The organism is Streptomyces sp. CB02400, assembly GCF_001905725.1.
In the GTDB taxonomy this organism is placed as follows: Bacteria; Actinomycetota; Actinomycetes; order Streptomycetales; family Streptomycetaceae; genus Streptomyces; species Streptomyces atrovirens.
Map to the genome: position 1 here is coordinate 1 of NZ_LIWB01000005.1, position 26,290 is coordinate 26,290.

General features: G+C 71.7%; 26 protein-coding genes. 12 read left to right on the forward strand and 14 right to left on the reverse strand.

All coding sequences use genetic code 11. The features are described from left to right. Positions 1 to 325 precede the first annotated feature (325 nt). The 5 genes from AMK33_RS13555 to AMK33_RS43790 all read right to left on the reverse strand — a co-directional run bounded on the left by AMK33_RS13555 (position 326) and on the right by AMK33_RS43790 (position 3,763). Positions 326 to 637 carry a hypothetical protein gene (locus AMK33_RS13555; protein WP_073933065.1) on the reverse strand — a complete coding sequence of 104 codons (312 nt, stop codon included), beginning with the start codon at positions 635 to 637 and terminating at the stop codon, positions 326 to 328. A 329-nt stretch (positions 638 to 966) separates the two neighbouring features. Beyond that, complete coding sequence (locus AMK33_RS13560) at positions 967 to 1,656, reverse strand: potassium channel family protein (protein WP_073933066.1); 690 nt, start codon at positions 1,654 to 1,656, stop codon at positions 967 to 969. Next, positions 1,649 to 2,950 carry a TrkH family potassium uptake protein gene (locus tag AMK33_RS13565; RefSeq protein ID WP_073933472.1) on the reverse strand — a complete coding sequence of 434 codons (1,302 nt, stop codon included), beginning with the start codon at positions 2,948 to 2,950 and terminating at the stop codon, positions 1,649 to 1,651. Before AMK33_RS13565 ends, AMK33_RS13560 begins: the two co-directional genes overlap by 8 nt. 465 nt (positions 2,951 to 3,415) lie before the next feature. Further along, positions 3,416 to 3,580, reverse strand: coding sequence for an LAETG motif-containing sortase-dependent surface protein (locus tag AMK33_RS43785; protein WP_235618092.1), 165 nt, complete (start codon positions 3,578 to 3,580; stop codon positions 3,416 to 3,418). Between the two features lie 30 nt (positions 3,581 to 3,610). Continuing rightward, positions 3,611 to 3,763 carry a hypothetical protein gene (locus tag AMK33_RS43790; RefSeq protein ID WP_235618093.1) on the reverse strand — a complete coding sequence of 51 codons (153 nt, stop codon included), beginning with the start codon at positions 3,761 to 3,763 and terminating at the stop codon, positions 3,611 to 3,613. 358 nt (positions 3,764 to 4,121) lie between these two features. On the opposite strand from AMK33_RS43790, the gene AMK33_RS13575 reads away from it, so the two are divergent. From AMK33_RS13575 to AMK33_RS13595, 5 genes are all read left to right on the forward strand, one after another. After that, complete coding sequence (locus AMK33_RS13575; RefSeq protein WP_073933067.1) at positions 4,122 to 4,388, forward strand: hypothetical protein; 267 nt, start codon at positions 4,122 to 4,124, stop codon at positions 4,386 to 4,388. After that, complete coding sequence (locus AMK33_RS13580; RefSeq protein WP_073933068.1) at positions 4,385 to 5,002, forward strand: hypothetical protein; 618 nt, start codon at positions 4,385 to 4,387, stop codon at positions 5,000 to 5,002. Before AMK33_RS13575 ends, AMK33_RS13580 begins: the two co-directional genes overlap by 4 nt. 568 nt (positions 5,003 to 5,570) lie before the next feature. Continuing rightward, positions 5,571 to 5,912: an ArsR/SmtB family transcription factor gene (locus AMK33_RS13585; RefSeq protein WP_073933069.1), complete on the forward strand. Its 342-nt coding sequence runs from the start codon at positions 5,571 to 5,573 to the stop codon at positions 5,910 to 5,912. Continuing rightward, entirely contained in the window at positions 5,909 to 6,223 is a 315-nt protein-coding gene (locus AMK33_RS13590; protein ID WP_073933070.1) for a hypothetical protein, read from the forward strand. The genes AMK33_RS13585 and AMK33_RS13590 overlap by 4 nt, the downstream gene beginning before the upstream one ends. A 195-nt stretch (positions 6,224 to 6,418) precedes the next feature. Beyond that, the gene (locus AMK33_RS13595; RefSeq protein WP_073933071.1) at positions 6,419 to 8,527 is read left to right on the forward strand and encodes an MMPL family transporter; all 2,109 of its coding nucleotides are present in this window, start codon (positions 6,419 to 6,421) and stop codon (positions 8,525 to 8,527) included. A gap of 149 nt (positions 8,528 to 8,676) precedes the next feature. Here the strand turns inward: AMK33_RS13595 and AMK33_RS13600 are convergent, their stop codons facing one another. Together AMK33_RS13600 and AMK33_RS13605 are read right to left on the reverse strand one after the other, a co-directional pair. Then, positions 8,677 to 9,378, reverse strand: a complete 702-nt coding sequence (locus AMK33_RS13600; protein WP_073933072.1) for a response regulator — start codon at positions 9,376 to 9,378, stop codon at positions 8,677 to 8,679. Further along, on the reverse strand, positions 9,375 to 10,670 hold the full coding sequence (locus AMK33_RS13605; RefSeq protein WP_073933073.1) for a sensor histidine kinase: 1,296 nt from the start codon (positions 10,668 to 10,670) through the stop codon (positions 9,375 to 9,377). The genes AMK33_RS13600 and AMK33_RS13605 overlap by 4 nt, the downstream gene beginning before the upstream one ends. Positions 10,671 to 10,891: 221 nt before the next feature. Between AMK33_RS13605 and AMK33_RS13610 the strand changes: the two genes are divergently transcribed. The 6 genes from AMK33_RS13610 to AMK33_RS13635 all read left to right on the forward strand — a co-directional run bounded on the left by AMK33_RS13610 (position 10,892) and on the right by AMK33_RS13635 (position 18,507). Continuing rightward, a complete protein-coding gene (locus AMK33_RS13610) occupies positions 10,892 to 11,584 on the forward strand; it encodes an ABC transporter ATP-binding protein (protein WP_073933074.1) in 693 nt (230 codons plus the stop codon). Further along, positions 11,581 to 14,001 (forward strand): ABC transporter permease, encoded by a 2,421-nt coding sequence (locus AMK33_RS13615; protein WP_073933075.1) that lies wholly within the window; start codon positions 11,581 to 11,583, stop codon positions 13,999 to 14,001. Before AMK33_RS13610 ends, AMK33_RS13615 begins: the two co-directional genes overlap by 4 nt. 115 nt (positions 14,002 to 14,116) lie before the next feature. Then, positions 14,117 to 15,232 (forward strand): MerR family transcriptional regulator, encoded by a 1,116-nt coding sequence (locus AMK33_RS13620; protein ID WP_073933473.1) that lies wholly within the window; start codon positions 14,117 to 14,119, stop codon positions 15,230 to 15,232. A gap of 302 nt (positions 15,233 to 15,534) precedes the next feature. Then, a complete protein-coding gene (locus tag AMK33_RS13625) occupies positions 15,535 to 16,275 on the forward strand; it encodes a 2-phosphosulfolactate phosphatase (protein WP_073933076.1) in 741 nt (246 codons plus the stop codon). A 574-nt stretch (positions 16,276 to 16,849) separates the two neighbouring features. Further along, complete coding sequence (locus tag AMK33_RS13630) at positions 16,850 to 17,578, forward strand: hypothetical protein (RefSeq protein ID WP_107425102.1); 729 nt, start codon at positions 16,850 to 16,852, stop codon at positions 17,576 to 17,578. 221 nt (positions 17,579 to 17,799) lie between these two features. Then, positions 17,800 to 18,507, forward strand: a complete 708-nt coding sequence (locus AMK33_RS13635; RefSeq protein WP_073933077.1) for a response regulator transcription factor — start codon at positions 17,800 to 17,802, stop codon at positions 18,505 to 18,507. On the opposite strand, the gene AMK33_RS13640 is transcribed toward AMK33_RS13635, so the two are convergent. Then, positions 18,476 to 20,140 carry a sensor histidine kinase gene (locus AMK33_RS13640; RefSeq protein ID WP_073933078.1) on the reverse strand — a complete coding sequence of 555 codons (1,665 nt, stop codon included), beginning with the start codon at positions 20,138 to 20,140 and terminating at the stop codon, positions 18,476 to 18,478. The two genes, AMK33_RS13635 and AMK33_RS13640, sit on opposite strands and share 32 nt — an antisense overlap. 269 nt (positions 20,141 to 20,409) lie before the next feature. On the opposite strand from AMK33_RS13640, the gene AMK33_RS13645 reads away from it, so the two are divergent. Beyond that, positions 20,410 to 20,763, forward strand: coding sequence for an SH3 domain-containing protein (locus AMK33_RS13645; RefSeq protein WP_235618094.1), 354 nt, complete (start codon positions 20,410 to 20,412; stop codon positions 20,761 to 20,763). 77 nt (positions 20,764 to 20,840) lie between these two features. Here the strand turns inward: AMK33_RS13645 and AMK33_RS13650 are convergent, their stop codons facing one another. The 6 genes from AMK33_RS13650 to AMK33_RS13675 form a co-directional block, all read right to left on the reverse strand. Then, the gene (locus AMK33_RS13650) at positions 20,841 to 22,070 is read right to left on the reverse strand and encodes an ABC transporter permease (RefSeq protein ID WP_073933079.1); all 1,230 of its coding nucleotides are present in this window, start codon (positions 22,068 to 22,070) and stop codon (positions 20,841 to 20,843) included. Further along, positions 22,067 to 22,825, reverse strand: coding sequence for an ABC transporter ATP-binding protein (locus AMK33_RS13655; RefSeq protein WP_073933080.1), 759 nt, complete (start codon positions 22,823 to 22,825; stop codon positions 22,067 to 22,069). The genes AMK33_RS13650 and AMK33_RS13655 overlap by 4 nt, the downstream gene beginning before the upstream one ends. Further along, positions 22,822 to 24,099 carry a peptidoglycan-binding domain-containing protein gene (locus tag AMK33_RS44705; protein WP_268817366.1) on the reverse strand — a complete coding sequence of 426 codons (1,278 nt, stop codon included), beginning with the start codon at positions 24,097 to 24,099 and terminating at the stop codon, positions 22,822 to 22,824. The genes AMK33_RS13655 and AMK33_RS44705 overlap by 4 nt, the downstream gene beginning before the upstream one ends. A gap of 14 nt (positions 24,100 to 24,113) precedes the next feature. Beyond that, a complete protein-coding gene (locus tag AMK33_RS13665) occupies positions 24,114 to 24,686 on the reverse strand; it encodes a hypothetical protein (RefSeq protein WP_073933082.1) in 573 nt (190 codons plus the stop codon). A 136-nt stretch (positions 24,687 to 24,822) separates the two neighbouring features. Next, positions 24,823 to 25,368 carry a sigma-70 family RNA polymerase sigma factor gene (locus AMK33_RS13670; protein ID WP_073933476.1) on the reverse strand — a complete coding sequence of 182 codons (546 nt, stop codon included), beginning with the start codon at positions 25,366 to 25,368 and terminating at the stop codon, positions 24,823 to 24,825. Positions 25,369 to 25,481: 113 nt separating this feature from the next. Next, complete coding sequence (locus AMK33_RS13675; RefSeq protein ID WP_073933083.1) at positions 25,482 to 26,213, reverse strand: tetratricopeptide repeat protein; 732 nt, start codon at positions 26,211 to 26,213, stop codon at positions 25,482 to 25,484. Between the last annotated feature and the right edge of the window lie 77 nt (positions 26,214 to 26,290).

Genomic DNA, 26,290 nt, shown 5'->3' on the forward strand with positions numbered 1-26,290 from the left:
CGACTGGCCCGGTCCATCGCCCAGAGCCTGCGTGAGATCACCGAACGGCTGCTACCCGCACGGCGGTTACGCTCCAACCCTCGCGTGATCAAACGCAAGATGTCCAACTGGGCCCTCAAACGAGCCAAGCACCACGGCCCACCACGGCCAGACACCCCGACGGTCCGGCTGGTCGAGCCGACCAGAGCCACTTCAACCAGCCGGAAAACAACCTAAATCACCGGTATTGGCACTAGGGGGCGTCTTCGAGGGCCTACGTCTTCCACGGCACCGTCACCACTGCAGCGATCCGCCCATGGCTCCGGCCTCGATCCTCCGACCTCCTTCAGCCGGCGTGGTCGGGGTTCCGGCGCTGCGGCAGTAGCTGGCTGAGGGCAATGAGGAGAAGTCCTGCCAGCAGAAGAGTGTTTCCGCCGAAGAAGCGGACCTCCCAAGAAACGCTCGGCAGGATGTGAAAGTAGAAGAGACTGTGCAGAAGGACGGACGCGCCCACGAGTAGGGCACCGAAGCCGTGGAGCCGGGGCCTGGTGACGTGACGGCGCGCCGTCGGCAGGAGCCACCCTGTCCGGAGCGTGCTGATTCCCGATGCGACCGCCAGCAGACCTATGAGTACGCCCGTTCCTACCACCCACGCCATGGGGCCGCTCCGCTTCCATCAGGTGAGGTCCGGAACGAGAGTAACGTCCGGTCCGAAGGTGCCCACATGCTCGCCGGACCCGGTAGTACCTGACCATGGCGGTACCAGGCAATCCCCGCGCGTCTTCACTGCCGTCGTTGCACCGACGCCGACCGGTGCCCTCAGCCGGTCGCCTCACCGGTGCCTATCACTTGCATGACTCTTGGTCGCACTCCTCACTGTCCTCAGCCGACCCCATTCGGCACAGGGCTCCATCGACTGTCCAAGATCCGCCGGACAGGGTCGGCCAGCAAGAACCCACCGATCACGTCCGGAAGGACAACAGCTACTCACTGGAGTTCGCTGAACCGTTCGGTCGCTCGCGTGCGTCCGGCGACGATGATGGTGTCGTCCGCTTCGACGACAGTCTCGGGAGTGGCGTAGGTGAAGCCCTCCCCCGGGCGCTTGATGGCGACGACTGTGATGCCGTAGCGGGTGCGGACGGCGCTGTTGGACAGGGGGAGGCCGATGATGTCGGTGGGCGGGTTGGTTTTGACCATGGCGAAGTCGTCTTCGAACTCGATGTAGTCGAGCATGCGGCCCCGTACGAGGTGGGCGACCCGCTGCCCCATGTCGTGTTCGGGGTAGACGACGTGGTGAACACCGAGCTGGGTGAGGATGCGGCCGTGGGCCTCGCTGGTGGCCTTGGCCCAGACGCTCTCGATGCCGAAGGAGATCAGCAGCGAGGCGGTGAGGATGCTGGCTTCCAGGTCGGTGCCGATGGCGACGACGGCGCGCTCGAACTCGTGGACGCCGAGCTGGCGCAGGGCGTCCTCCTTGGTGGAATCGGCCCGCACGACGTGGGTGAGAGACCCGGAGAGGGCCTGGACGACTTCGGCGCTCTCGTCGATGCCGAGGACTTCGGTGTCCTCGTCGACGAGTTCCAGGGCCAGCGCGCGGCCGAAGCGGCCCAGGCCGATCACGACGACGGAGCTCTCCGGGCCTGTGCGCCGCTTCTTGGGGCTGGATTTCCTAACCAATGACGGGTCGCTCCTCGGGAAGGTCGTACAGGCGGACGCGACTACGCAGGGCGAGCGCGGAGGCGACAGTGATGGGGCCGAGCCGACCGATGAACATCAGTGCGACCAGGAGCAACTGCAGACCGACAGACAGGCTCGCGGTGATGCCGGTGGACAGTCCCACGGTGGCGAAGGCAGAGGTGGTCTCGAACAGTGACTGGTCCAGGCTGTGGTCGCTGAAGACCACGAAGGCCAGGGTGGAGACGGCGACCGCGGCCACGGACAGCAGCACCACGGTCAGCGCCTGACGCTGGAGGTCACCGTGCAGGCGGCGGTGGAAGATGTTGACCGCGCCCTCGCCGCGGATCTCGGCGTACATCACGAAGAACAGCACGGCGAAGGTGGTGACCTTGATACCGCCGGCGGTGCCGGCGCTGGCCCCGCCGACGAACATCAGCACATCCGTGCCCAGCCAGCTCGCGGGGTTCATCTGGGAGGTGTCGAGGCTGTTGAACCCGGCGGTACGCGGCATGACGCCCTGGAAGAACCCGGCCAGCAGTTTCCCGGGGATGTCGAGGGGGCCAAGGGTGCCCGGGTTCGACCATTCGATCGCGGTGATGAAGGCGCTGCCGCCGACCAGGAAGATCCCGGAAGCCCACAGCACGATCTTGGTGTGCAGGGACCAGGCCCACGGCCGGCGCCAACGGCGGCGCAGCTCGAACAGCACCGGGAAGCCCAGCCCGCCGGCGATGACCGCCAGCGCGATGGGCAGGCAGATCCATGGATCGGTGACGAAGCCCATCAGGCTGTCGGAGTACAGCGCGAATCCGGCGTTGTTGAACGCCGAGACGGCATGGAAGACGCCCAGCCACACCGCCCGCGGCCAGGGCTCGTCATAGGCAGTGGCGAACCGCAGGGTCAGCACCAGTGCGGTGACCGCCTCCAGCAGCAGGCTGACCTTGACCACGCCGGTCACGACCGAGCGGACGTCGCCCAGCCCCAGCGTCTTGGTCTCCGCGGCGGCCGTCAGGCGTGCCTTGAGGCCGATGCGGTGGGAGACCAGCAGGACCAGCAGGGAGGCGAAGGTCATGATGCCGAAGCCACCTACCTGGATGAGCGCCAGGATCACCGCCTGCCCGAACCCGCTCCAGTAGCCGGGCGTGTCCACCACGATCAGACCGGTCACACACACCGAGGACGTGGCGGTGAACAACGCGTCCACCGCACCCGCGCCGCCCGGCCCTGCCTTGGCGACCGGCAGCATCAGCAGACCGGTTCCGACCGCGACAGCGGTGGCGAAGCCGGCCACGACCACCTGCGCCGGATGCCTGAGACGCGGCCACTGGCGCGTCACCACAACAAGCCCTCCGCTCGGCGGGCGGGCACCACGATTGTTCGCACTGGGAGACGATAGACAACACCCACACGGTTCTCGGCAACAGACCCTGTGTCGTGCCCACCCGGTAGAAACTGGCCAGGCAGAAGTGGAGCGCTGCGCTCCTCCTGCGGCGACGGTGACTATCGCCCTACCGACATCAGCTTGACCAGCCGATTCAGAACGGCCGTTGAGCCGATAACAGAGGGCTTGGGCGGTGGAGCAGGGGTGCCGCCTAGCCGACTCACCACCCCGTCCGGCTCTACCGGATGGCCCCGGGAGGGCCGAAACGGATTTCCCGGCTCATCCGTCTCGGCCTCCCGACATCTGGTGCCCGATCCAACCGTCCCTCCGACCACTGGCCGGCTTCGGGCAGCCACGGCCCTGGCCCGTGAGGCTTGTGTGTCAGGCAGTGGCACCGGTGTTGGTGCTCTTGCGGCGGCGCACGATGAACATGGTGCCGACTCCGAGGGCGACGGCGACGCCGCCCGCGAGGGTGATGGCCGGGAGTGCGGAGTTGGAGCCGGTTTCGGCGAGGCGGCCCTGCGGGTCGATCTGGGTATTACCCACCGGCTTGGTCGGCAGCGGCTTGCTGCCGCCCTACGGCTTGGCGTCACCGGTGTCGGCCGAGGTGGAGCCGGCGGCGAGGATGTCGAACTCGTAGTAGCCGTCGTCACCGGAGTAGACGCAGTTGCCCTCGTCGTCGGCGTACATGCCGATGCTGATGGCGAAGCACTCGCCGGAGCGCTTCATCCGTCTCACCTGGAAAAGCAGGCTGCGGACGCAGCCCGCGAACACCGACATCCGACTCCTGAGGTAAGGGGTACCCAGGCGCCGTGGCGACCAGCCCCGCCACCAGCCGGGCATACGCGTGCAGATCCGCATGCAAACAGGGTGGGACGAGTTACGGGAGGCGGCCAGCGCGGTCGTGTCGATTACTTCGCTTCGCGGTTGAACTGCGGCCGTCGACCAGCGGTAGCCGAGCACGGTCGCAAGGGCGACACAACCGTGGCCATATCCCTCTAATGGAGTCGAAACACCTGGATCGTCCTTGGGTAGGCCCTGACCGGCCGAACAGCCAGGGCCTTTGGACCTAGGAGGATGAGCTTGCATGACCAGAAGCGACTTGGATCTTGATGAGCTCCCGCCCTGCGCCCTCGTGGTCGAGAATGGGCAAGTCACCCCGGTCGGGAAAGTGATCCTCGCCAAGACGGCCGAAGAGCTGATCGCCTTCTGCCGACAGGCGAAAGACCCGCAGGCGGCACTCCAGGCGCTTCCGGGACTCATCGCCAAGCACGTGGCGGAGATCGGCAGCCGGCGCGGCAACGTCGCGCCCGGTCAACTGGGCTCGGGGCAGGGAATGGGGGTTCCGGCATGACGCTCGTGTCCCGTGAGCGCCTCTTCGCCACGCCGCTCCACTTGCACCAGGGCGACGCCCGACAGCCGTTGGGCATCATGCCGCGCCGTGACGGGGACCACTTCGTCGCCACCTACGACCCCGAGCGGGCTTCCCTCGACGCTGCGGCCATGCTGGCCCGCGTGCGCCTCTCCTCCGAAGGCATCGCAGTCTCCGAGGTGATCCTCGTAGATCACGACCCGGACCTGACGGCCTTGTACCACGCAGCTTCGAAGCTGCTACTGGACGTAGAAGTCACCAGCGGACCACGGATCACCGAACCCGTCGTAAAGGTGATCAGTCAGGATCCGACGCAGGCGGTGTACGTCATCCCGGAGGACTGGGACCTGTCCGACGCCCTCGACAGACTGCCCATCGCCTTCGCCACCGCTCGGCCAGAGATCGCTCGCTACCTGGAGCGGATCGAGCAGGCGAAGAAGGACACGGAAGGGAAGATCGACGAAGCCCTGGACATGGTGACCGCACTCATCCTGGAGACGGACGACCCGCGCGGCGTCCTCGACGAGGTGGTGCGCATCTGCCGCCAAGTCCGAACCGATCGGTCGGCGGGTGGGGCTCCCGCCGAGGCGGCCTGAAGCAGGCGCACGTTCGCCTGTGTAACGCACCCTGTCAGGTGATGCCGCCGCGCCCCCTCGCTGCCCGTGGGAGAAATCTGGGAGAGGATCTTCTCCCGGAACCCCTCCGAGGCCACCTCAGACCTACGAAGACCGACGAGCTGACCTGCACAATCATCGATGATGGCAGCTAGGGCGCGTGCGTGTCCTTCGTTCGGGACGAAGAGGTCGTGGGTTCAAATCCCGCCACCCCGACGCTGGTCAGAGGCCAGGTACTGAATTCAGTACCTGGCCTCTGTCGTGCGTACAGCGGCCCGGGACGACGAGCCGGCCCGCACCTCGGCATGGAGCAGGACCGCCCCGCGGTTTCCCGGCAGGGGTGATGCCCGGAGGGGAGCGGTCGCGTCCGGACAGCGCACCCGCACGCCCCCGTACGCACCCCCGAGCCGACCCTGAGGCGTCCCTGAGGCGTCCCTTATGCCTCCCCCAGCTTTCCCCCATTCCGGCCCTGAGATGTGTCAGGAATCTTTGACAGGTGCTCGCGGGCACTGTCAGCCTTTTCTGACAGGTACGACGGAAAGGGGCCGCGATGCCCGAGGTCCCACCTCCGGCACCGACGGGCGACGAGTTGCTGAGGGTGCTCTCCGCACTCGGCAATCCGCACCGCATGCGGATCGTCGCGGCGCTGCTGGAGCGCCGGAACTACGTCAGCGCGCTGGCTCGCGAGATCGGCATGAGCCGCCCGCTGCTGCACATGCACCTCCAGCGGCTGGAGGCGGCGGGACTGGTCGTCGGCACGCTCGAACTCGCTGAGGACGGCAAGACGATGAGGTACTTCGACGTCACGCCGTTCTTCTACGAGTTGACCCCCGGCGTCATCGCTCGAGCGGCCGCCACGCTCACCGAGGCCGAGAAAGAGGAGACGAAGTGAATGCGGAACAGGTGACGCTCGCCGACAGCACCGGAACAGTGGGCGCGCTGGTCGGGGCCGTGGGTGCGGCCGGGCTCTTCTCCCTGCTGATCGTGATCGTCTGGCAGATCGCCGCCACTTGGCGGGCCCGGATGCTGGCCGCACGCGAGCAGCAGTACAAGGACCTCGCGGCCAAGTACGCCCGACTCCTGGAGGACACCGTGGAGTTGCAGCGCCGCATGGCCGACGAACAGCGCCAGACCCTCGACGAGCTGACACAGACCCGGCTCGCGGTGTCCTCGATGGAGAAGATGATGCGTGAGATCGAATAGACGCTGACGGCACGCGTACGGCCGGGAGCGGCAACTCCCGGCCGTACCGAGGAAGAACACACCCCGGACACACACCCACCCGCACTTCACGGCAGGTCGCGACAACCTGCAAACGCCGTGACGCGGGCCCGTGCGCCCTGACGCCGGCCGTCGAGACGGACCGGCGGCGCGCTCCCCACCAGAAGGAGACTACTCATGCGTGCGCTGCTCCAGCGCGTCGCCCGTGCGCCCGGCGGGCGACGCGGCAAGTGGCTGGTCCTGGCCGCCTGGCTGATCCTCACCCTCGCCCTCGGCCCGCTGGCCGGCAAACTCGGCGACGTCGAGGAAACCGGCCCCAACGCCTTCCTGCCGCGCGGCGCCGAGTCCGCGCGGGTCAACACGGAGCTGGAGAAGTTCCGTACGGACACGGTGATGCCGGCCGTCGTCGTCTACACCGGCGACGGTGCGAAGGCCCGGGCGAAGGCCACCGCCGACCGCGCCGCCTTCGCTCGGTACGTCCTCGCGGGCCGGGCGGTCTCGCAGCCGATCCCGTCCGAGGACGGCAAAGCCCTGATGACGATCGTCCCGCTGGACGGTGAGGACGGTCTCACCGACAAGGTCGACGAGCTGCGTGACGTGGCCGGTGCCAACGCGCCGCCCGGCGTGGACGTCGCGGTCGGCGGCCCGGCCGGGTCCCTCACCGACTCGGTGGCGGTCTTCGACGGCCTCGACACGACACTGCTGCTGGCCACCGGTCTGGTGGTGGCCGTCCTGCTGCTCCTCACCTACCGCAGCCCCGTCCTGTGGCTGCTGCCCCTGATCTCGGTGGGCTTCGCGGCCGTCCTCACCCAGGTCACCACGTACCTGCTGGCGAAGCACGCCGCGCTCCCGGTCGATCCGCAGAGCTCCGGCGTCCTCATGGTCCTGGTCTTCGGCGTCGGCACCGACTACGCCCTGCTCCTCATCGCCCGCTACCGCGAGGAGCTGCACCGCCACGAGGACCGCCACGAAGCGATGCGCGTCGCGCTGCGTCGCTCCGGGCCCGCGGTCCTGGCCTCCGCGGCCACCATCGCCGTCGGCCTGTCCTGCCTGGCGTTCGCCGACATCAACTCCTCCCGCTCGCTCGGGCTGGTGGGAGCGGTGGGCGTGGTCTGCGGCTTCCTCACGATGGTCACGGTGCTGCCCGCGCTGCTGGTCATCGCCGGCCGCTGGGTGTTCTGGCCGTTCGTTCCGCACGAGGGCACGCCCGCCCGCAAGCCGCGCACGATCTGGTCCCGTGTCGGGGCCGCCGTCGCCCTGCGCCCCCGCTGGTCGTGGCTGATGTCCGTCGCCGTCACCGGTGTGCTCGCGCTCAGCACGGTCGGCATCGGCATGGGCCTCACCCAGGCGGAGATGTTCCAGGACGAGCCCGAGTCGGTCGTGGCACAGGAGAGGATCTCGTCGCACTACCCGTCGGGCGCCTCCGACCCGGCGGACGTCATCACCCGTACCGACCGGACGGCCGAGGTCGAGGCCGCCGTGTCCGCGGTGGACGGGGTGGCCCGCGTCGAGGAGGGCGGCGACCGCACGCCGGACGGAGAACTCACCGCCCTCACCGTGGTGCTGGAGGACGCGCCCGACAGCCAGGCGGCCAAGGACACCATCGACGACCTCCGCGAGGCCGTGAACCCGATGGACGCCCTCGTCGGTGGCACCACCGCCGAAACCCTCGACACCCAGCGGGCCGCCGACCGCGACCTCACGACGGTCGTCCCGATCGTGCTCCTTGTCGTCCTGGGCGTCCTGGTCCTCCTGCTGCGGGCGCTGGTCGCTCCGCTCCTGCTCCTGGCCACGGTCGTGCTGTCCTACCTGGCGGCCCTCGGCGCCTCGAACCTGCTCTTCGAGCACGTCCTGGGCTTCGCGGGCGTCGACTGGTCGATCCCTCTGATGGGCTTCGTCTTCCTGGTGGCCCTCGGCATCGACTACAACATCTTCCTCATGCACCGGGTGAGGGAGGAGACCGGGAGGCTGGGCCACGAGCACGGCGTCCTGGAGGGTCTGACCAGCACCGGAGGCGTCATCACCTCCGCCGGCATCGTCCTGGCCGCAACCTTCGCGATCTTCGCGGGCCTGCCCCTGGTGACGATGGCCCAGATGGGCGTCCTCGTCGGCATCGGCGTCCTCCTGGACACCTTCCTCGTGCGGACGGTCCTCGTACCCGCCCTCGCCCTGGACCTGGGCCGCTGGTTCTGGTGGCCGGGCAGCCTCTTCCGCACCCTGCCCCGCACCGGACGGGACACCTCCGCGAGCGCCACCACGCGAGACCGGGCCCACGAGGCGGTGTGAAGCCCGCCGACGCCTCGGCCGACCGCCTACGACGCGGGGCTGCGGCACGCGGGGGCCCCTCCCGCGCGCCGCGTTCCCCTCCGGTGGAGGGAAGGACAACGGTGATCGGAGCCGGGGCGACGGTCCCGGGCACCGGGCTCCCCGTCCGGTCACCCGTCCGGGTTCGGGGCGCTCCCTTTCGGGGCGATCAGTCCCGTCTCGTAGGCGAGGACGACGGCCTGGACGCGGTCGCGCAGGTCCAGCTTCGACAGGATGCGGCCGACGTGGCTCTTGATCGTGGTCGGGCTGAGGAAGAGCCGGGAGGCGAGTTCGGCGTTGCTGAGGCCCGTCGCGAGCAGGCGGAGCACCTCGAGTTCCCGCGGGGTCAGGGCGGACAGGTCACGGTGCGGGGCGACGGTCCGCGGTTCGTCGTGTCCGGCGAAGCGTTCGATCAGGCGGCGGGTGATCGTGGGGGCGAGGAGGGCGTCGCCCGTCTGCACCAGGCGCAGGGCGGCCACCAGGTGTTCCGGGGAGACGTCCTTGAGCAGGAAGCCGCTGGCGCCGGCCGTGAGCGCGGCGTAGACGTAGTGGTCGAGGTCGTACGTGGTGAGGATGACGACCCGGGTCCCCTGCGGGCCGTCACCGCCGAGGATGCGACGGGTGGCCTCGATGCCGTCCGTCTCCGGCATCCGGATGTCCATGAGGACGACGTCGGGCCGCGTGCGGCGGACCGCTGCGACGGCCTCGGCCCCGTCGGCCGCCTCGGCGGTCACCTCGATGCCGTCCGCGGCCAGGATCATCGAGAAGCCGGTGCGCACGAGGGCCTGGTCGTCCGCGATGACCACGCGCAGCGGTGGCCGGTCCGCCGTCATCCCGTACTCCGTGGGATACGGGCCGTGACCCGGTAGCCGCCGGCGGGTGTCGGCCCGGCCGTCAGCTCACCTCCGTAGACGGCCAGCCGCTCACGCAGCCCCAGGTGGCCGCGGCCGTTGCCCTCCACCGGCGGGGAGTTCTTCACGCCGCCCGTGTCCGTGACCTCGATCCACAGACCGGTGTCGGTGCAGCCGATGGAGAGGGACGCCTCCGCGCCGCGCGCGTGTTTGACGGTGTTGGTCAGCGCCTCCTGCACGACGCGGTACGCCGCGAGGTCCACGCCCGCCGGCAGCGGTTGCGGCGGCAGCGACACCGTGACGCTCACGGGCGTCCCGGCGGCGCGGACCCGCGCGACCAGCGCGTCGAGCTGCGCGAGCCCGGGCTGGGGCTCCAGGTCGTCGGGCTTCTCCTGGTCCGGGGCCGCCAGCAGGCCCATCACATGGCGCAGTTCGGCCATGGCGGCCCTGCCGCCCGCCTCGACGGCCAGCAGCGCCTCCTTGGACCGCTCCGGCATCACGTCCATCACTGTGCGCGCCGCGCCCGCCTGGATCACCATCACGCTCACATTGTGGGTGACGACGTCGTGCAGTTCGGCGGCGATGCGGGCCCGCTCCTCCTCCACGGCCCGGCGCGTGGCCCGTTCCTGAGCCTCCTGCAATTCGGTGACCTCGTCCCGGCTGGAGGCGAGGCGCAGTTGCAGGAAGCGGACGAGGCTGGCCAGCATCCCGGCCACCAGCAGGACGAATCCCGGACTGGACCACCCCGGGAGCACCGGGTCCGCGTTGCGGAAGGCGACACCGGACAGTACGGCGGCGATCACCAGGACCGCGATCGACAGGATCCGGTACCGGCTGTGCACGACGGCGCTGTAGGCGGCGACGACGCAGGCCAGGACGGTGATCCAGGAGGCGGCGGCGCCGACGGCCAGGCCCGCGCCCATCACCGTCGCGAAGACGGCCAGCGGACAACGGCGCCGGAGCACGAGCGGCAGCGTCGACAGGACGACCAGGAACCAGGGCGCGGAGGAAGGGAATTCCTCCGCGGGCACCAGGCCCGGGGCGGGCAGCGGTGGGGCGGGGACCCCGGTGCCGACATCGATCCCGGGCGGGCCGACGGTGATCGGCCCGCCACCGGGGTGGCGGGCCTCGACGGACAACGCGATGCCGGTCAGGACGACCGCCAGCACCGCATCGGCGCGTACCGCCCGCCCGGACAGCGGAGCGGCCTTCGCCTCGGGGCGCAGCGCGTCGATGAGCTGCCGCCGTCTGTCGCGCAGGACTTCCGTCTCCATCCGCACATTGTGCTGGGCTCCGCGTCCGGCCCGCGTCCGCCTGACTGACCAGGGCATCGTCCTCGGGTCCTCGTCCTCGGGCAGGAGTCCGCGGCCGGGTGGTCCGGAGGAAGGGGCCGACAGCGGTCCCGCGGCCGACGCGCTCCGCCGGTGGCGGCTCCTAGGTTCACAGGGCCGACGACGGCATGCGTCTCCCACGACCGTAAGGACGGGCCTCCCGCATGACTCAACTGATCGAGCTGAAGGGCGTGGCGAAGCGCTACGACGGCACCGGCGCGCCCGCGCTCGGGCCGCTCACGCTCAGCGTCGCCAGGGGTGAGGCCCTTGCCGTGACGGGGCCTTCCGGCAGCGGCAAGTCCACCCTGCTGAACCTCGTCGCGGGCCTGGACCGACCGACCGACGGCACCGTGACCGTGGCCGGCCGGCGGATCGACCGGCTGAGCGAGCACGCCCTCGCCAGGTTCCGTCGTGAACACATCGGCATGGCCTTCCAGTTCTTCAATCTGCTCGACGACCTCACCGTCGCCGACAACATCCAGCTCCCGGCCCGGTTGACCGGCACCGGCCGGCGCGAGGCCGCGTCCCGCGCGGACGAGCTCATGGAGATGCTGGGCATCCGCAGGCACGCCCGCGTCCATCCGAGCCGGCTGTCCGGAGGGGAACGCCAACGGGTCGGCGTCGCACGGGCGTTGGTCAACCGGCCCGAGCTGCTGCTCGCCGACGAGCCCACCGGCGCGCTCGACACCGCCTCGGGGCACGACGTCCGCGAGCTGCTGAGGGATCTGCACCGCGGTGGCCAGACCATCGTGCTGGTGACGCACGACCTGTCGCTGGCCGAGACGGTCGCGAGCCGCGCGATCCACCTGGTCGACGGTCGCCTCGCCCGTGACACGCGTGCGCGGGCCGTCCGATGAGCCCGTTCGGCACCGGTGCGCTGGGCCGGGTCGTGCGCTCCGGGGTGAGCCGACGACGCGTGCAGACCGTCGTGATCGCCCTCGCCACGATGCTGGCCGTGGCCTCGGCGGTGGTGTCCGGGTCGCTGATGGTCGCCGCGTCCGCGCCCTTCGACCACGCCTTCGACGAGCAGCGGGGCGCGCACATCACCGCACAGTTCGATCCGGCCGGGGTGAGTGCGGAACGGTTGGCGCGAACGGGGCGGCTCGACGGCGTCACCGCGAGCGCGGGGCCGTTCCCGTCCACGGCGTTCCGCCCGGTGGACGCGACGGGCTTCCCGCTCCCGACGCTGGCCCTGGTCGGGCGCTCCGGTCCGGGCGGTGACGTGGACCGCGTGGAACTGAAGTCCGGCCGGTGGGTGGGCGGTTCCGGTGAGATCGTGCTCGGTTCGTCGTTCGAGAGGCCGGGGGTCGGGATCGGCTCCGTGCTCAGGGCCTCGGACGCCGCGAACGCACCGGCCCTCCGCATCGTCGGCTTCGCCTTGTCGGCCGGCGGGACCGCCGACGCGTGGGTGACACCGGCGCAGGTCGACGTGGTGGCGTCACAGGGCCACCACCCCGTCACACATCAGATGCTCTACCGCTTCGACTCCGCGGACACGGGACGGCAGATCCTCGCCCACCGGGCGGAACTCGTCTCCGCCACGGGCTCCGGGGCGCTGCTGGGTACGCGGTCCTGGCTGGACACCAGGCGCGCCGCGAACCAGGGTGCGGCGGCGACCGTCCCGTTCGTGACGGCTTTCGGCGTGCTGGGCATCACGATGTCGGTGATCATCGTCAGCAGCGTGGTCAGCGGTGCGGTCGGCACCGGTCTGCGCAGGATCGGCGTCCTCAAGGCCATCGGCTTCACTCCGCGCGAGGTCGTCCGTGCCCACATGGGCCAGGCGATGGTTCCGGCCTGCGTCGGCATCGTCGTGGGCGTCGGTCTCGGCAACCTCCTGGCGGTGCCGATGCTGGCGGAGACGGAGGCGGTGTACGGCACCGTCTCCCTCTCGGTGGCCTGGTGGGTGGACGTCGCGGTACCGGCCGCCGCCCTGCTCGTCGTGGGGCTCGCGGCGCTGGTTCCCGCGCTGCGGGCCGGACGGCTGCGCACGGTCGAGGCCCTCGCGGTCGGCCGGGCCCCGCGCACGGGGCGCGGGCGGTGGGCGCACCGGGCGCTGGGGCGGCTGCCGCTGCCGCTGCCGGTGAGCCACGGCCTCGCCACCCCGTTCACGCATCCGGTCCGTGCCCTCGCGACGCTGCTCGCGGTGGCGTTCGGCACGGCCGCGGTGACCTTCGCGGTGGGACTGACCTCGTCCCTGAGCGTGGTCGGTACCTCGCAGGACCCCGAGGGACGTGCCGCGGTCACGGTCACGACGTTCCGGCCGAACGCCGTCGCTCCCCCGCCGCCGCCACCGGGCGTGGGCGGCGGGGCGGGCCCGTCTCCCGCGAGCGGCGGCACTCCCGGTACGTCCACGCCCGAGCGGGCGGACCCGGCGAAGGTCCGGGCCGCCGTCGAGTCCCAGCCCGGCTCGGCGTCCTACTACGGCAAGCTCCGGGCCGAGGTCGTCGTGGCCGGCGCCCCCGGCTCGGTTCAGGCCGACCTCTACGAAGGCGACGCGCGCGACGGCGGCTACGAGCTGCTCTCCGGCCACTGGATCACCGGTAGGGGGCAGGTCGTGGTACCCACCCGCTTCCTGGAGCGGACCGGCACCGAGGTCGGCGACACCGTACGGGTGAGCTACGGGAAGGAGCACGCCGGCCTGAAGATCGTGGGTGAGTCCTTCGACACCTCGGGCGACCGGCTGAGGATCCACGCGGACATGGCCGACTTCCCCTCCGCCGAGCCCAGTACGTTCCTCGTCGAGGTGAGGTCCGGCGTCTCGGCGGACGATTTCGCCCGGCGGCTCGCGTCGGTCGTACGGCCGCTGGGGGGTGACGCCACGACCGTCCCCCCGGCGGAGCGGGAGGGCGTCATCCTCGTCATGAGCGCGATGGCCGTGCTGCTCACCCTCATGCTGGTCGCCGTGGCCGGCCTCGGCGTCCTCAACTCCGTGGTCCTCGACACCCGGGAACGCGTCCACGACCTGGGCGTCTGCAAGGCGATCGGCATGACGCCGCGGCAGACCGTGAGCCTCGTGCTCGCCTCCGTGGCCGCGACCGGCGGGCTCGGCGGGCTGGCGGGCGTGCCGGCGGGGTACGTGCTGCACCGTCTCGTCATGCCGGTGATGACCCGCGCCGTGGGCACCGCCGTGCCGTCGTCCGTGCTCGATGTGTACGGGCCGGCCCGGCTGCTCCTGCTGGGACTCGGTGGCGTCGTACTCGCCGTGCTGGGCGCGCTGGTCCCGGCGGGCTGGGCGGCCGGGACCCGTACGGCCACCGCGCTGCGCACCGAGTAGCACCATGACCGCTCGGCGGCCCGAAGCAGCCGCCCGGCGCCGCGGCGGAGCCGGGCACGGTACGGGGAGCGAGGTGCTTGACCCTCACGTGGCGTCATGCCGCATGGTCGGGGACATGGAGGGACACCTGACCGTGGGACGCGTGGCCGGGCTGGCCGGCGTGAGCGTCCGCACGCTGCACCACTACGACGAGATCGGCCTCGTGGAGCCGTCCGCGCGGACCGCGGCCGGGTACCGGGCCTACTCGGCCGGTGACGTGGAGCGGCTGCGGGAGGTGCTCGGCTACCGGCGCCTCGGCTTCGGACTGCGCGAGATCGCGGCTCTGGTGGACGATCCGGCCGTCGACGCGGTCGCGCATCTGCGGCGGCTGCGCGGCCTGCTGCGGGAACAACGCGATCGCGCTGCCGCCATGGTGGCGGCCATCGACAAGGAACTGGAGGCACGAGCCATGGGCATCAGGGCGACTCCGGAGGATCAACTGAAGATGTTCGGCGCGCAGTTGTACGAGTCCATCGGGTCGGCGTACCCGGCGACGCGGCGCACCGAGCCGCGGATCGCCGCACGGATCTGGGAGGCGCTCGGGGACGCCCGGACGGTACTGAACGTCGGGGCCGGCACCGGCTCCTACGAGCCGGCGGACCGCGAGGTCACGGCGGTGGAACCGTCGGCGGTGATGCGGGCGCAGCGTCCCGCGGGTGCGGCGCGGTGCGTGGCCGCCAGTGCGGAGCGCCTGCCGTTTCCCGACCGGTCCTTCGATGCCGCGATGGCGGTCAGCACCGTTCACCACTGGCCGGACCCGGTCGCCGGGCTGCGCGAGATGCGGCGGGTGGCCCGGCGCGTGGTGGTGTTCACCTACGACGCCAGTACGCCCGGCTGGCTCGAGCGGTTCTGGCTCACCCGCGACTACCTGCCCGAGTTCGCCGGCCTTCTGACCGACTGGCCCTCGCCGGCCGACATGGCCCGCGCGATCGGGGGCCGCGCGGAGCCGGTGCCCATCCCGTGGGACTGCGCCGACGGCTTCTTCGAGGCCCACTGGCGCCGGCCCGAGGCGTACCTGGACGAACACGTGCGCCGCGCGGTCTCGGTATGGACCAGAGTCGGGACGCGGGCCGAGCAGCGGGCGGTGGACAACCTCCGCGACGACCTCTCCTCGGGCCGGTGGGCCGAACGCAACGGGGACCTCCTCGCCCTCGACGAGGCGGAGTTGGGCCTGCGGCTCCTCGTGGCCTGAACCACCGTGCGGAAGCACCGCGAAGGCGCCGGCCCACCGGAGCCGATGCCCCCGCCACGACAGCGACCGGCCTGAAGGTCCCCGCCCTGTCGGACGTCGCCCACGCCGTCCACCGGTTCGCACCGCTGCGGGGGCCGGAAGCCCCGGAGGACCTCGGCCCACCTCAGGGACAAGGCTCCTGGGTCGCCGCCTTCTTCCGCGTGCCCGTGGATCCCGTCCGGGTGCGGGTGAGCCCGTGCCCGTCGGCGTGACGCGCGTCACTGCCCGGGTGCTTCGGGCCGGGCATGCCCGATCATGGCCGGATGGACGCTCGTTTCCTCGGCATCCCCGAGCTGGCCGAAGTCCCGTCCGTGGCGGTCGTGATCGACGTCATGCGTGCCTGCACGGTGGCCGCCTGGGCCTTCGGCCAGGGGGCGGAGAAGATCGTTCTCGCCGGGTCGCTGGACGAGACCCTGGCGCTCAAGGCTCGCCACCCCAACTGGGTGGCGCTCAAGGACGGCGCGCCGGCGCCCGGGTTCGACATGGTCAACTCGCCGGGCCTGCTGCGGTCCGCCGACCTCGGCGGACGGACCGTTGTGCAGAAGACCACGGCGGGGACGGTCGGCGCCCTCGCGGTCAAGGACGCGTCGCTGGTGCTGTGCGCCGGCTTCGTGGTCGCGGAGGCGACGGCTCGGCTCCTGCGGACACGCGGGTGCGACAGTGTCACGTTCGTGGTCACCGGCGAGGACGGGCGGGCCGACGAGGACCTGGCGTGCGCTCAGTACATCGCCCGGAGGGCCACCGAGGCCGGGAGGACGGACGCGGCCGAGTTCCTCCGCCGCGCCGGCGAGTCACGAGCCGCCACCGAGCTGACGGAGGGCGTACGCCGAGGAGCCCACCCCGATGACGTCGCACTCTGCCTCGAACTCGACCGGTTCCCCTTCGCCATGGTGGCGACCTCGGAGGACTCGCTGATGGTCCTGCGTCCGTACGCCGTGCCATCGCCGGCCGACGGGGCTTCGGCTCATTCGCCGGTGGCCTTCGGTGCCCGTCGGCACGGTTGAGGGGTGGGGCGTGACTCGGGGCAGCGATCTGCCGGACCACCAGGTGGGCGGCGTACTCCGGGTGTCGTGTGCGTGGGCAGCGGCGCGGGTTGCCGCCGTGTCCGGGTTCCGCGTCTCGATCGAGTGGCCGCGGAAGGAGACGGGGACGAGGGGGACACCATCGAGCTGCGCTCCGCCGCGCCCATCATGATCGACCGGGTCTCGCACACCGGCTCCTGCCAGGACTGAGCGACACAGCCGGAGAGCGTGTCGGTATCGGAGACCGTCATCGCCAGCGGCATGGCCGTCCTGGGAACACTGCTCGGTTCAGCTGCTCGGCCCTGTCGGCCTCCGGCTCCTGTCGCGTGTGCCCCGCAGGAATCCGGCGGATCGCAGAACACACGCCGGGATACGCTCACAGCCCTGACAAAGGTCAACCGCGTTGCCGCTGGGGGGATTCGTGGGGAACTCGTCGTCTGGTTCCGTACCGCGCAGAGTGACGAGCGCGGCGTTCGCCGCCGTACTGGTCGCTGGGGGAGCGGGGGCCTGCGGAGGTGAAAGCGGGAGCGGTTCCGGGAAGGGGGAGCCGTCCGGGGTGACGCCCGCGACGGCCGTGGCCGAGGCGGCGGCGAACTCCGCGGACATCGTGTCGCTCCACTACCGGATCACCGGGACCGTGCCGGAGACGGGCCGGCTGGAGGCCGACGCGTTCATGAAGACGGATCCACCGGCGATGAGCATGGAGATGAGCGCGGCCGGTCGGGAGGGGAACGGCCCGCTGCCGGTCCGGTTCGTCGACGAGGTGATGTACGTCGGCGAGGCGGTGAAGGGCAAGCGTTGGTTCAGGGCGGACCCGGCCGCGTGGGGAGGCCTCACCGTGGACAATGACTCCCACGGCGTACTGCCCCGTCAGCTGGAGAGCAGCCCGGTCGTGCAGTCCACCCTCCTGACCGGGTCCAAGGATGTGCGGGTGGTCGGGCCCGAGACGGTCGACGGCACCAGGACCACGCACTACAAGGGAACGGTCACCTCCGACGGGCTGCGCGCCGCCCGTGACGCCGCCCCGGACACGGCGACCCGGGAACGTCTGATCGAAGGCCTCGACCAGTTCGTGGGGCTGGGCGTCCCCGACACCCTCACCATGGACCTGTGGATCGACGGCGACAACCGCGCCAAGCGGTTCCGGTGGCAGGCCCGAGCCGACGGCGACGGCGGGCCGCTCGACCTGACCGTCACCTTCCTCGACGTCGACCGGCCCGTGACCATCGAGGCCCCGCCGGCCGAGGACACCACCGCTCTCCCGGACGACGCCCGGGAGGGCTGAGCCCGAGCCGGCGAGGGGCCGCCACGCCGCGAACAGCAGCCAGGGGTCACCTCGTCGGCCCGCCGGTGACCGGAGCCGTCGACCACCGCGTCCGCGAGCGGCCGGGCGGGGCGGGGAAGGCGCCAGGGGACGGAACGGCCCGTGGCCGGCGGAACGCGGGCGGGGACGGGCCGGGTGTACTAGCGTTCGGAGGAGCGGAGGATCTTGCTGGGGGAGAATCGGTGAGCGCTCGGATTCTGGTGGCCGAGGACGACGAGAAGCAGGCCCGGCTGGTCCGGATCTATCTGGAGCGGGAAGGCAACGCGGTGCAGGTCGTGGGTGACGGCCGGGCGGCGTTGGAGAAGGCCCGCTCGTCGAAACCCGATCTCATCGTGCTCGATGTGATGCTGCCGCTGGTCGACGGGCTCGACGTGTGCCGCATCCTGCGGGCCGAGTCCGACGTCCCCATCCTTCTCCTCACCGCCCGCACCACCGAGGAGGACATGCTCCTCGGTCTCGACCTGGGCGCCGACGACTACCTCACCAAGCCCTACAGCCCCCGCGAGCTGACCGCGCGGGTACGGGCGCTGCTGCGCAGGTCGCGGAAGGCCGCCGGGTCGGCGGAGCCCGCGGTGCTGCGGGTCGGCGCGGTGGTGCTGGACACCGCGCGCTTCGAGGTCCGGGTGGCGGGGCAGCCCGTGGTGCTGACCGCCAAGGAGTTCGCCATCCTGGAGGCGCTGGCCCGGGAGCCGGGCAGGGTCTTCACCCGGGCGCAGATCATCGAGCGGGTCTTCGGCTTCGACCACGACGTGCAGGAGCGGACCGTCGACGCGCACGTGATGAACCTGCGCCGGAAACTGGAGGCGGACCCCGGGCGCCCACGCCATCTGGAGACGGTGTACGGCCGGGGCTACCGCCTCAACGACGGTCCGGACCCGGCGTCCTCCTGACGTCCGCACGTCCGCCGCCCGGGGCCATGGGCAGTACGACGGTGAACGTCGTGCCCGCCCCGACGGTGCTGCGCACCTCGATCGTGCCCCGGTGGTCGGTGACGATCTGGCGGGCGATGGACAGGCCCAGGCCGCTCCCGCCGGTCGCCCGGCCCCGGGAGGCGTCCGCCCGCCAGAAGCGGTCGAAGAGGTGCGGCAGGTCCTCCGCCGCTATCCCCTTGCCGGTGTCGCGCACTTCCACGACGGCCAGTTCGCGCCGGGGTGTCAGGGCCAGGGTCACGCTGCCGCCCGCCGCGGTCGCCCGCACCGCGTTGCCGACCAGGTTGCCGACGACCTGACGCAGCCGGTCGGGGTCGGCGGTCACGAACACGGGGCCGGGCGCCTCCAGTTCGAGCGTGACACCCGCCGCGTCGGCCTGCGCGCGGTGGGCCGTGCGGCCGGTCTCCAGCAGCTCCCTCAGATCGACCTCGGTGGGGTGGTAGGTGAGCGCGCCGGCCTCCGCCAGTGCGAGGTCCTGGAGGTCGTCCACGATCCGCTGCTGCAGCAGCGCCTCCTCGTGCAGGGAGGCGAGCAGTTCGGGGGTCGGTTCGACGACGTCGTCCCGCAGTGCCTCCAGATAGCCGCGCAGATTGGCCAGCGGGGTGCGCAGTTCGTGCGCGATGTCGCCGATGAGGCGGCGCTGGCGCTCCTCGCCCGCCTGGAGGGAGTCGGCCATGCGGTTGAAGGCGCCGCCGAGTTGCGCGATCTCGTCCCGGCCGGAGACGGGGACCCTGCGTTCCAGGTCGCCCTCCCCGAGGCCCTTCGCGGCCAGTGTCATGGCCCGGACGGGGCGCAGTACGGCCCTGCTCAGGAGCAGGGCGCCGAGGACGGCGGCGAGGGCGACCCCCATGGCGACGGCCACGGTGGGCGCGGCGGCCAGGGTGGGCGGTGACTCGTCGCGGACGCCGAGGCGGATCTCCAGGCGGGGCGGGGCGACGGAAGCGGTCCGTTCGCCGAACGCCCGTTGCAGACAGGCGGTGGGCCGCCGCTCGGTCCCGCACGGCTGGACCGCGTCGACGTCCCGTGCGGTCGGCGGGTTCTCCCCCGGCTTCGGCTCGGGGCACTGCGCGGGCCGCCGGCCGGTGCTGATCCGGGGGACGCCGATGTCGTTCGCGGTGGCCGTCAGCTCCGCTCCGGCCCCGGTCAGACAGGCCGCGTACGCCACCGTCGCGCGGTAGTCGGCGATCGCCGTGGCGGTGAGTTTCACCGAGGTCCGCGGCGCCTGGCCCTCCGGGAACCGCAGGACGGGGCGCGGGTCGACCAGGACCGCGGGCCGGCTGCTCGGCGGGCGGGGGTCGCGGCCGGCGAGGGCGTCGGAGTCGGCGAGCAGGACGTCCGTCTCCGTGACGACCCGGATGCGCTGGCCGGTGTCCCGGGCGAGCCCGGCCACCGTGGGCGACAGCCCCTCCCAGGTGCCGTGCGCGAACCCGTACGCCCGCAGTGCGCCGGTGATCCGGGAGACCTCCTGTTCCCCGGCCGTGACGGTCTCCTGGACCTGACGGTTGGCCTGACGCAGCGTCAGCCATGCGGTCGCGGCGGTGGCGGCCAGCGCCACCAGCATGAGCATGCCGAGGACGCGAAGCCGAAAGCTCACCGTGCCTCCCTCGATCGTTTCCGGAATTCAAGAGGGCGCCATCGGCCAACGCCCATCAGGAATGGCTCATTCCTATCAATTTGATGCTTTTGGGTCCCTCGTAAGCGAAAAGCGGCCACTCCACAACGGAATCATTTCTTCACCTTAATTCGGGTGTGATCGTACATACGGCCGCTCGCATCCCTGCCGATGCAGAGGCCACCGCCTTCGCTCCGGCCTCGTCCGGCGGCGAACGCGGCAGTGACAACACGACACACAGGGGGTACATCATGAAACGACTCGCGGCATTCGTGCCCGTGCTCGCGGCCGTCGCCGTGGCGGTTCCGCTGTCCCTGGCGACGCCGGCCGCCGCGCACGCCTCGTGCGGCACGAACGTCTCCGACAAGGACGGCAGCTCGTGGGGCAAGACGGCCAACGGGGCCAACGAGCGCAGCGGTTCCAGCACCGGCTGCACCATCAAGGGCGTCGCCTACAACACGCAGTCGCTGGACTACCACTGCTACACCGTCGGCAACGACGACTACACCTGGACGTACGTCAGAAACGACTCCACCGGTGTCACCGGCTGGATCCGTGACGACCTGCTGAGCGACGGCGGCAGCTTCGTCTACTGCGGCTTCTGACGGTCCCTTCGTCACACCGGGCACCACGCAGTGATGCGCGCCGCCGGGTGTCCCCGACCGGGGGCACCCGGCGGCTTTCATGTGCCGGCCAGCGCCTCCGTCGGGGACAGCCTGCTCGCGCGGACCGCCGGGTACAGGCCGGCGATCATGCCGATGGCCAGGGTCGAGGCGATGCCCGCCAGGCTCGCCCACGCCGGGACCACCGTCGGCCAGCCGCGGCTGAGGGCGTATCCCGCCGTGATCAGTGTCCCCAGGACCGTTCCGCCGAGGCCCCCGATGAGGGACAGCAGCAGTGACTCCGTCACGAACTGCGTACGGATCTGGCCCTTGGTCGCCCCGAGGGCGCGCCGCAGTCCGATCTCGGGACGCCGTTCCAGTACCGAGATGACCATGGTGTTGCCCACGCCCACGCCGCCGACGAGCAGGGCGACCCCGCCCAGACCGAGCAGCAGCCCGGTCAGCGCCGACTCGGTGGCCTCGCGGGCCGCGAGCGCGTCGGAGGGCCGTGAGATCCGTACCTCGCCCGGCTTCTCCGGGTACGCCGTGGCCGGGAGCACCGCCCGTACCGCCGCTACCCGGCTGTCCTCCGCGCGGACGTACACCGTCGACGGATGCCCGTCGAAGTCCAGATAGGTCCGGGCCGCCGACCATCCGACCAGGGCGGCGCCGTCGAGCTCCGGTGCCAGCGGTACCGGATCGAGGACGCCGATCAGCGAGAACCAGCGGCCGCCGAGCCAGACCCGGGTGCCGGGCGTGTACACGTCGAGCCGCTGGGCGGCGGTGGCGCCGAGCACCACCGCCGGGTACTCGTCGGTCGCGGAGTCCAGCCAGCGGCCCCTGCGGACCTGCCCGCCGACGGCCGGCAGGAGATCGGTGCCGGCCGCGAGCACGGTCAGGGAGCCGGTCCGTCCGATGGCGATGTGGTCGTTGCGGTAGACGTGCGCGTCGGTCGCGCCGGTGGCGGCCACCTGCCGCACCGGCGGGATACGACGGACCATCGAGACGGCCTCGTGGGGCAGTTCGGCCTTCTCGCCCGTCAGGGACTCGCCCGGGGCCACCCGCAGCAGATTCGTGCCGAGGGCGTCGAGCCGCCGGTCCACCTCCGCCTGTCCGGAGCCGGAGATGCCGACCACCGCGATCATCGCGGCGACACCGATGGCGATGCCGAGCGCCGAGAGGAAGACCCTCAGCGGACGCGTCCGCAGCCCCGTACCGCCGAGCCGTACGACGTCCGCGGGCCCGAGCCGGACGGCCCGCAGCCGGTCGCCCGGTTCCCGCCGGGAGAGGCCGGGGGTGCTGTCCGTCATCGGGTCACCCCGATCGACGGACCGGCCGGCGGGCCGGTCGACGTGTCGGCGGACGGGCCGGTCGACGTATCGGCCGACGTGTCGGTGACCACGCGTCCGTCGCGCATCTCGATGCGTCGCGGGAGCTGCGCGGCTATCTCGCGGTCGTGCGTGATGACCACGACGGTGGTGCCGGCCGCGTGCAGTTCGCGCAGCAGGGCGAGTACGGCCGCGCCCGACGCGGAGTCGAGGTTGCCGGTCGGCTCGTCCGCGAGCAGCACCGAGGGTCCACCGACCACGGCACGGGCCACGGCGACCCGCTGCCGCTCACCGCCGGAGAGCTGGTGGGGCAGGTGCCGGACGCGGTGGCTGAGCCCGACCCGGGCCAGCGCCGCCGCGGCCCTGGCCCGGCGCCGCCGCATCGGCACGCCCGCGTAGAGCAGTCCGTCCGCCACCGAGTCCAGGACCGGTACCCCGACCGCGAGGTGGAACTGCTGGAAGACGAAGCCGATCCGGGTGGCCCGCAGCGCGGAGACCTCGCGGTCGGACAGTCTCGCCACGTCGTGGCCGTCGACCAGGACCCGGCCCGAAGTGGGCCGGTCCAGGCTGCCCATGAGGTTGAGCATGCTGGACTTGCCGGAGCCGGACGGGCCGACCACCCCGACCAGTTCCCCGCGTCCGATCCGCAGACTCACGTCGCGGACCGCGGCCACCGGGCCCGGATACGTCTTCGAGACGGCGTCGAACTCGACGACGGCCCGGTCTCCGCCGCTCATTCGGGAATCCTCACCTTCAGTCCCGCGCGCACCGCGGAACCGCTCACTTCCACCTTGCCGTCGGCGAACAGTCCGGTCTTCACGGCGATGAAGCCGCCGTCCGCCGTCTCCAGCCCGTGCCCGCCCTCCGCGAGCGCCACCAGCGCGGCGACCGGCACGGTCAGCACGTCCTTGGCCTCGCGTCCGACGTACTCGACGGTGACGGGGCCGCTCTCCAGCCGGCCCACGGACTTCTGGTCCTCGATGGTGACGGTCACCGGCACGGTCGCCCCGCCCTGCCCCGAACCGTCCTCACCGGAACCGCCCTCGGGCGCACTGGCCTGCCTGCCCACCGACGCCACCTCGCCCCGTACGGTCCTGCCGTCGGGCAGCCGGACCCGGACGGCCGCGCCGCGTACGGCCCAGGAGGCGTCGGCGGCCGAGGCGTCGACGACGACCTTGCGTGCCGTACCGGTGTACGTGAGGGCGTTCTCGGCGACGGTTTCGCCCAGCCGGACGCCCGGCCGGCCGATCCGCACCTTGTCGGCGGAGTAGATGACGTCCCCGATGCCGACCCTGCCGGTCTCGGGCATCCCGAGCGACTTCTGCCACCGCTCGACGGCGTCCGCCGTCCTGGCTGTGAACGTCTCGTCCACCGTGAAGCCGGTGTAGCCGAGCGCGGCCAGGTTCGTCTCGAACTGCAGGACGTCCATGCCCTTGAGTTCCGTCACCGCGGCGGCCCCCGTGTCCGTCGGCGTCGGCTGCGCGGAGGGGCTCGCGGCGGCGCCGCCACCGGTCCCGCCGTCCGTCTTGCCCTCGCCGGAAGCCGCGGTGTCACCCCCGGACGTGGTGGCGGCCCCGGGCGCGGTGGCGCCCCCGGACGCGGTGGCGGTCAGCCCCAGGTCCCGGTACATGGGCAGCGACCCGTACAGCAGCACCACCGGGCGGTCGTCGACACGCAGCAGTGTGTCGCCGCGCTTCACCGTGGTCCCCGCCTCGGGCAGCCCGGTCACGGTCCCGGTCGCCTTGACCGGCAGGGGTATCTCCGTGCCGTACCCCAACTGACCGTCCACCTCGGTGCGTTCGGTCAGCGTGGCCCGGACCACCTCGACCAGCGAACCGGTCCGGGGCGGTGCGTCCGCGCCCTCGTCCTCACCACCGCCGAGGCCCAGGGCGCCCACCACGGCGACCGCCGCCACGACGACCACGGCCAGGGCGATCAGCGCCGTACGCCGTCCCCGTCCGCCGCGTGGCGGTTCGGACACCGCCTCGGACTCGTCATCGATCCGTGTCACCGTATCCGCCACGGTCAGCCCTTGCCGGGGCCCGGGTTCTCCGGAACACCCACGATCGGACCGCAGATCCGGATGGCCCGCTTCGCACCGGCGGAGCTCTGGTCCCATTCACCCTGTCCGAGGCCGTCGGGGCCCGGGTCGGGGAAGTCGGCGGCGCCGTTCTCCTGCATGCACTTCGCGTACTGCTGCTTCACCTTGATCTGCTCGGCGGTGAGCTTGGCCTGGTTGCCCTTCTCGATGCTCTCGGGCACGGCCGCCAGGTACTCGGCGCACTTCTCCGTGGCCGCCCGGAACTTCGCGTCCTTCTTCAGGTCCAGGTTGTCACCGAAGTCGATGGTCCCCTTCTCGTCCGGGTCCGGGGCGTCGACCCCGTTCTCCCGCAGGCACTTCACGTACTCGCGCTGTGCCCGCACATAGGCGGCCACGTCGTCCCCGCCGCCCTGCGCGTCCGACCCGGCGGACGGCGTGGCCGCGCCGCCGCTCGCGGCCGTCGGGATGTCCGAGTCGCCCTCGTCGCCCCCGCAGCCGGTCAACGCCAGCGCCACGACCGAGGCCGCCGCGGCCAGCAGTACCCGATTCGCCCTCACCGGTTCTCCCGCTCTCCTGCCGAACCCGTCCGCGGACGCGGCGGGCAGACCGACCGTAGGACGGCACCGATGAAGAACTCTTGAAGAACCTGTCAGCCGTTCATGCGACCGCGGGCGGGCATCACGGCCGGCCCGCTCAGCGCGCCCCGCGTTCCTCCAGGACCGTTCTGAGGCTGCGCAGGGCGTAGTGGACGCGGGACTTCACCGTGCCCTGGGGGACGCCGAGGGTGGTGGCCGCCTGCTGGGTGCTGCGGTCGGCGAAGAAGGTGGCCTCCAGGACCTCGCGGTGGGCGGGGGACAAGGCGCCCAGGGCGTCACGCAGGACGATGGACGACAGCACGCGGTCGACGTCGTCCGCCTCGGCGCCCAGTTCGGCGAGCCAGGTGACGCCGCCGATCTCCGCGGGCCGGGCCGTGCGCATACGGTGCGCGTCGATCACGATGTTGCGGGCGACACGGAACATCCAGGGGCGTACGGCCATGCCCTCGCCGTCGGCCAGGTTCCGCTTGGCCCAGCAGCGCAGCAGCGTCTCCTGGATGACGTCCTCCGTGTGGTGCGTGTCGCCGCCCAGCATGCGCAGCACGTACGCGTAGAGCGCCGGACCGTGTTCCACGTAGAGGTCACGCATCGCCCGCTCCTCGGGTGAGGGCGCGTTCGCCGACCCGATGACCGTCACGTTCATGGTGTGCTCCCGCTCCTTGGGGTGTCCGGGCCCGGTCATGGGGGGACCGCGGGCCGGGGCCTCCATGGGACGGAGTCTCACTGGGAACGTTCCACATTCGTTTGACGTGCGGTTTACGACCCCGTACATCGGGACGTCAGCTTCTCCAGCCGCCTGCGGACCCGGCGGGCCAGGTCGGCGTGGCCGGGAGGCAGCAGGCCCTCGCCGTGCAGGCTGTCGCACAGGCGCAGGAGTTCGCGTCCGTGGGTGACAGCGGTTCGGTCGTCGTCCAGCCGTCGCCAGGCGGCGGCCGCCCGCGCCACCGCCGCGGGGGCCTGCGCGTCGCCGGTCCGGCACAGGGTCCGGGCCACGTCCAGGGCCAGCACCGTGGCCTCGCGGTGGTCACCGCGCAGATGGGCCAGGTACGCCTCCATCGCCCGCGCCTCCAGGGTGTCCGGGTGCTCGGCGCCCAGGGAGGCCGTCAGGTTCTCGCGGAGCGCGGTCGCGGCGGCGGACGCCTCGTCGAGCCGGCCGTCGGCCGTCAACGCGTTGATACGGGTGATGGGTTCGGCCAGGTCGGCCGGCAGCGGAGCGGAGGGCGGCGCCCCCGTGGCGGGCCGGTCCGAGGCCGGATCCGTGGGGATGACGACTCGGCTGGAGCCGTCGGGGGCGACCTGGAGGACGAAGTGGGTGGTGCCGGGTCCGTCGTTCACCGTTGCCTCGACCGGGGCGCCCCGCTGCTCCGCGTACTGCCGCAGCCGGTCCAGCACGGCCTCGTGCACGGACCGGCCCGCGTCGGGGACCAGGGGCTCCCCGTCGATGCCGGCGAACCCCTCGTCGGAGATGTGCACTTCGAAGCGGACCATGGCTGCTGTCCTCCTCACACGGGCGGAGCGGAATCGATGGGAGACGGGCCTCCCCATACCCGGAGCAGCGGGAGCAG

Excerpts from the sequence above, each read along its gene's own strand:
- AMK33_RS13555 (WP_073933065.1), bottom strand. The coding sequence starts at position 637 with ATGGCGTGGGTGGTAGGAACGGGCGTACTCATAGGTCTGCTGGCGGTC.
- AMK33_RS43790 (WP_235618093.1), bottom strand. The coding sequence starts at position 3,763 with ATGAAGCGCTCCGGCGAGTGCTTCGCCATCAGCATCGGCATGTACGCC.
- AMK33_RS13575 (WP_073933067.1), top strand. The coding sequence starts at position 4,122 with ATGACCAGAAGCGACTTGGATCTTGATGAGCTCCCGCCCTGCGCCCTC.
- AMK33_RS13580 (WP_073933068.1), top strand. The coding sequence starts at position 4,385 with ATGACGCTCGTGTCCCGTGAGCGCCTCTTCGCCACGCCGCTCCACTTG.
- AMK33_RS13585 (WP_073933069.1), top strand. The coding sequence starts at position 5,571 with ATGCCCGAGGTCCCACCTCCGGCACCGACGGGCGACGAGTTGCTGAGG.
- AMK33_RS13595 (WP_073933071.1), top strand. The coding sequence starts at position 6,419 with ATGCGTGCGCTGCTCCAGCGCGTCGCCCGTGCGCCCGGCGGGCGACGC.
- AMK33_RS13600 (WP_073933072.1), bottom strand. The coding sequence starts at position 9,378 with ATGACGGCGGACCGGCCACCGCTGCGCGTGGTCATCGCGGACGACCAG.
- AMK33_RS13605 (WP_073933073.1), bottom strand. The coding sequence starts at position 10,670 with ATGGAGACGGAAGTCCTGCGCGACAGACGGCGGCAGCTCATCGACGCG.
- AMK33_RS13610 (WP_073933074.1), top strand. The coding sequence starts at position 10,892 with ATGACTCAACTGATCGAGCTGAAGGGCGTGGCGAAGCGCTACGACGGC.
- AMK33_RS13615 (WP_073933075.1), top strand. The coding sequence starts at position 11,581 with ATGAGCCCGTTCGGCACCGGTGCGCTGGGCCGGGTCGTGCGCTCCGGG.
- AMK33_RS13620 (WP_073933473.1), top strand. The coding sequence starts at position 14,117 with ATGGAGGGACACCTGACCGTGGGACGCGTGGCCGGGCTGGCCGGCGTG.
- AMK33_RS13625 (WP_073933076.1), top strand. The coding sequence starts at position 15,535 with ATGGACGCTCGTTTCCTCGGCATCCCCGAGCTGGCCGAAGTCCCGTCC.
- AMK33_RS13645 (WP_235618094.1), top strand. The coding sequence starts at position 20,410 with ATGAAACGACTCGCGGCATTCGTGCCCGTGCTCGCGGCCGTCGCCGTG.
- AMK33_RS13650 (WP_073933079.1), bottom strand. The coding sequence starts at position 22,070 with ATGACGGACAGCACCCCCGGCCTCTCCCGGCGGGAACCGGGCGACCGG.
- AMK33_RS13655 (WP_073933080.1), bottom strand. The coding sequence starts at position 22,825 with ATGAGCGGCGGAGACCGGGCCGTCGTCGAGTTCGACGCCGTCTCGAAG.
- AMK33_RS13670 (WP_073933476.1), bottom strand. The coding sequence starts at position 25,368 with ATGAACGTGACGGTCATCGGGTCGGCGAACGCGCCCTCACCCGAGGAG.
- AMK33_RS13675 (WP_073933083.1), bottom strand. The coding sequence starts at position 26,213 with ATGGTCCGCTTCGAAGTGCACATCTCCGACGAGGGGTTCGCCGGCATC.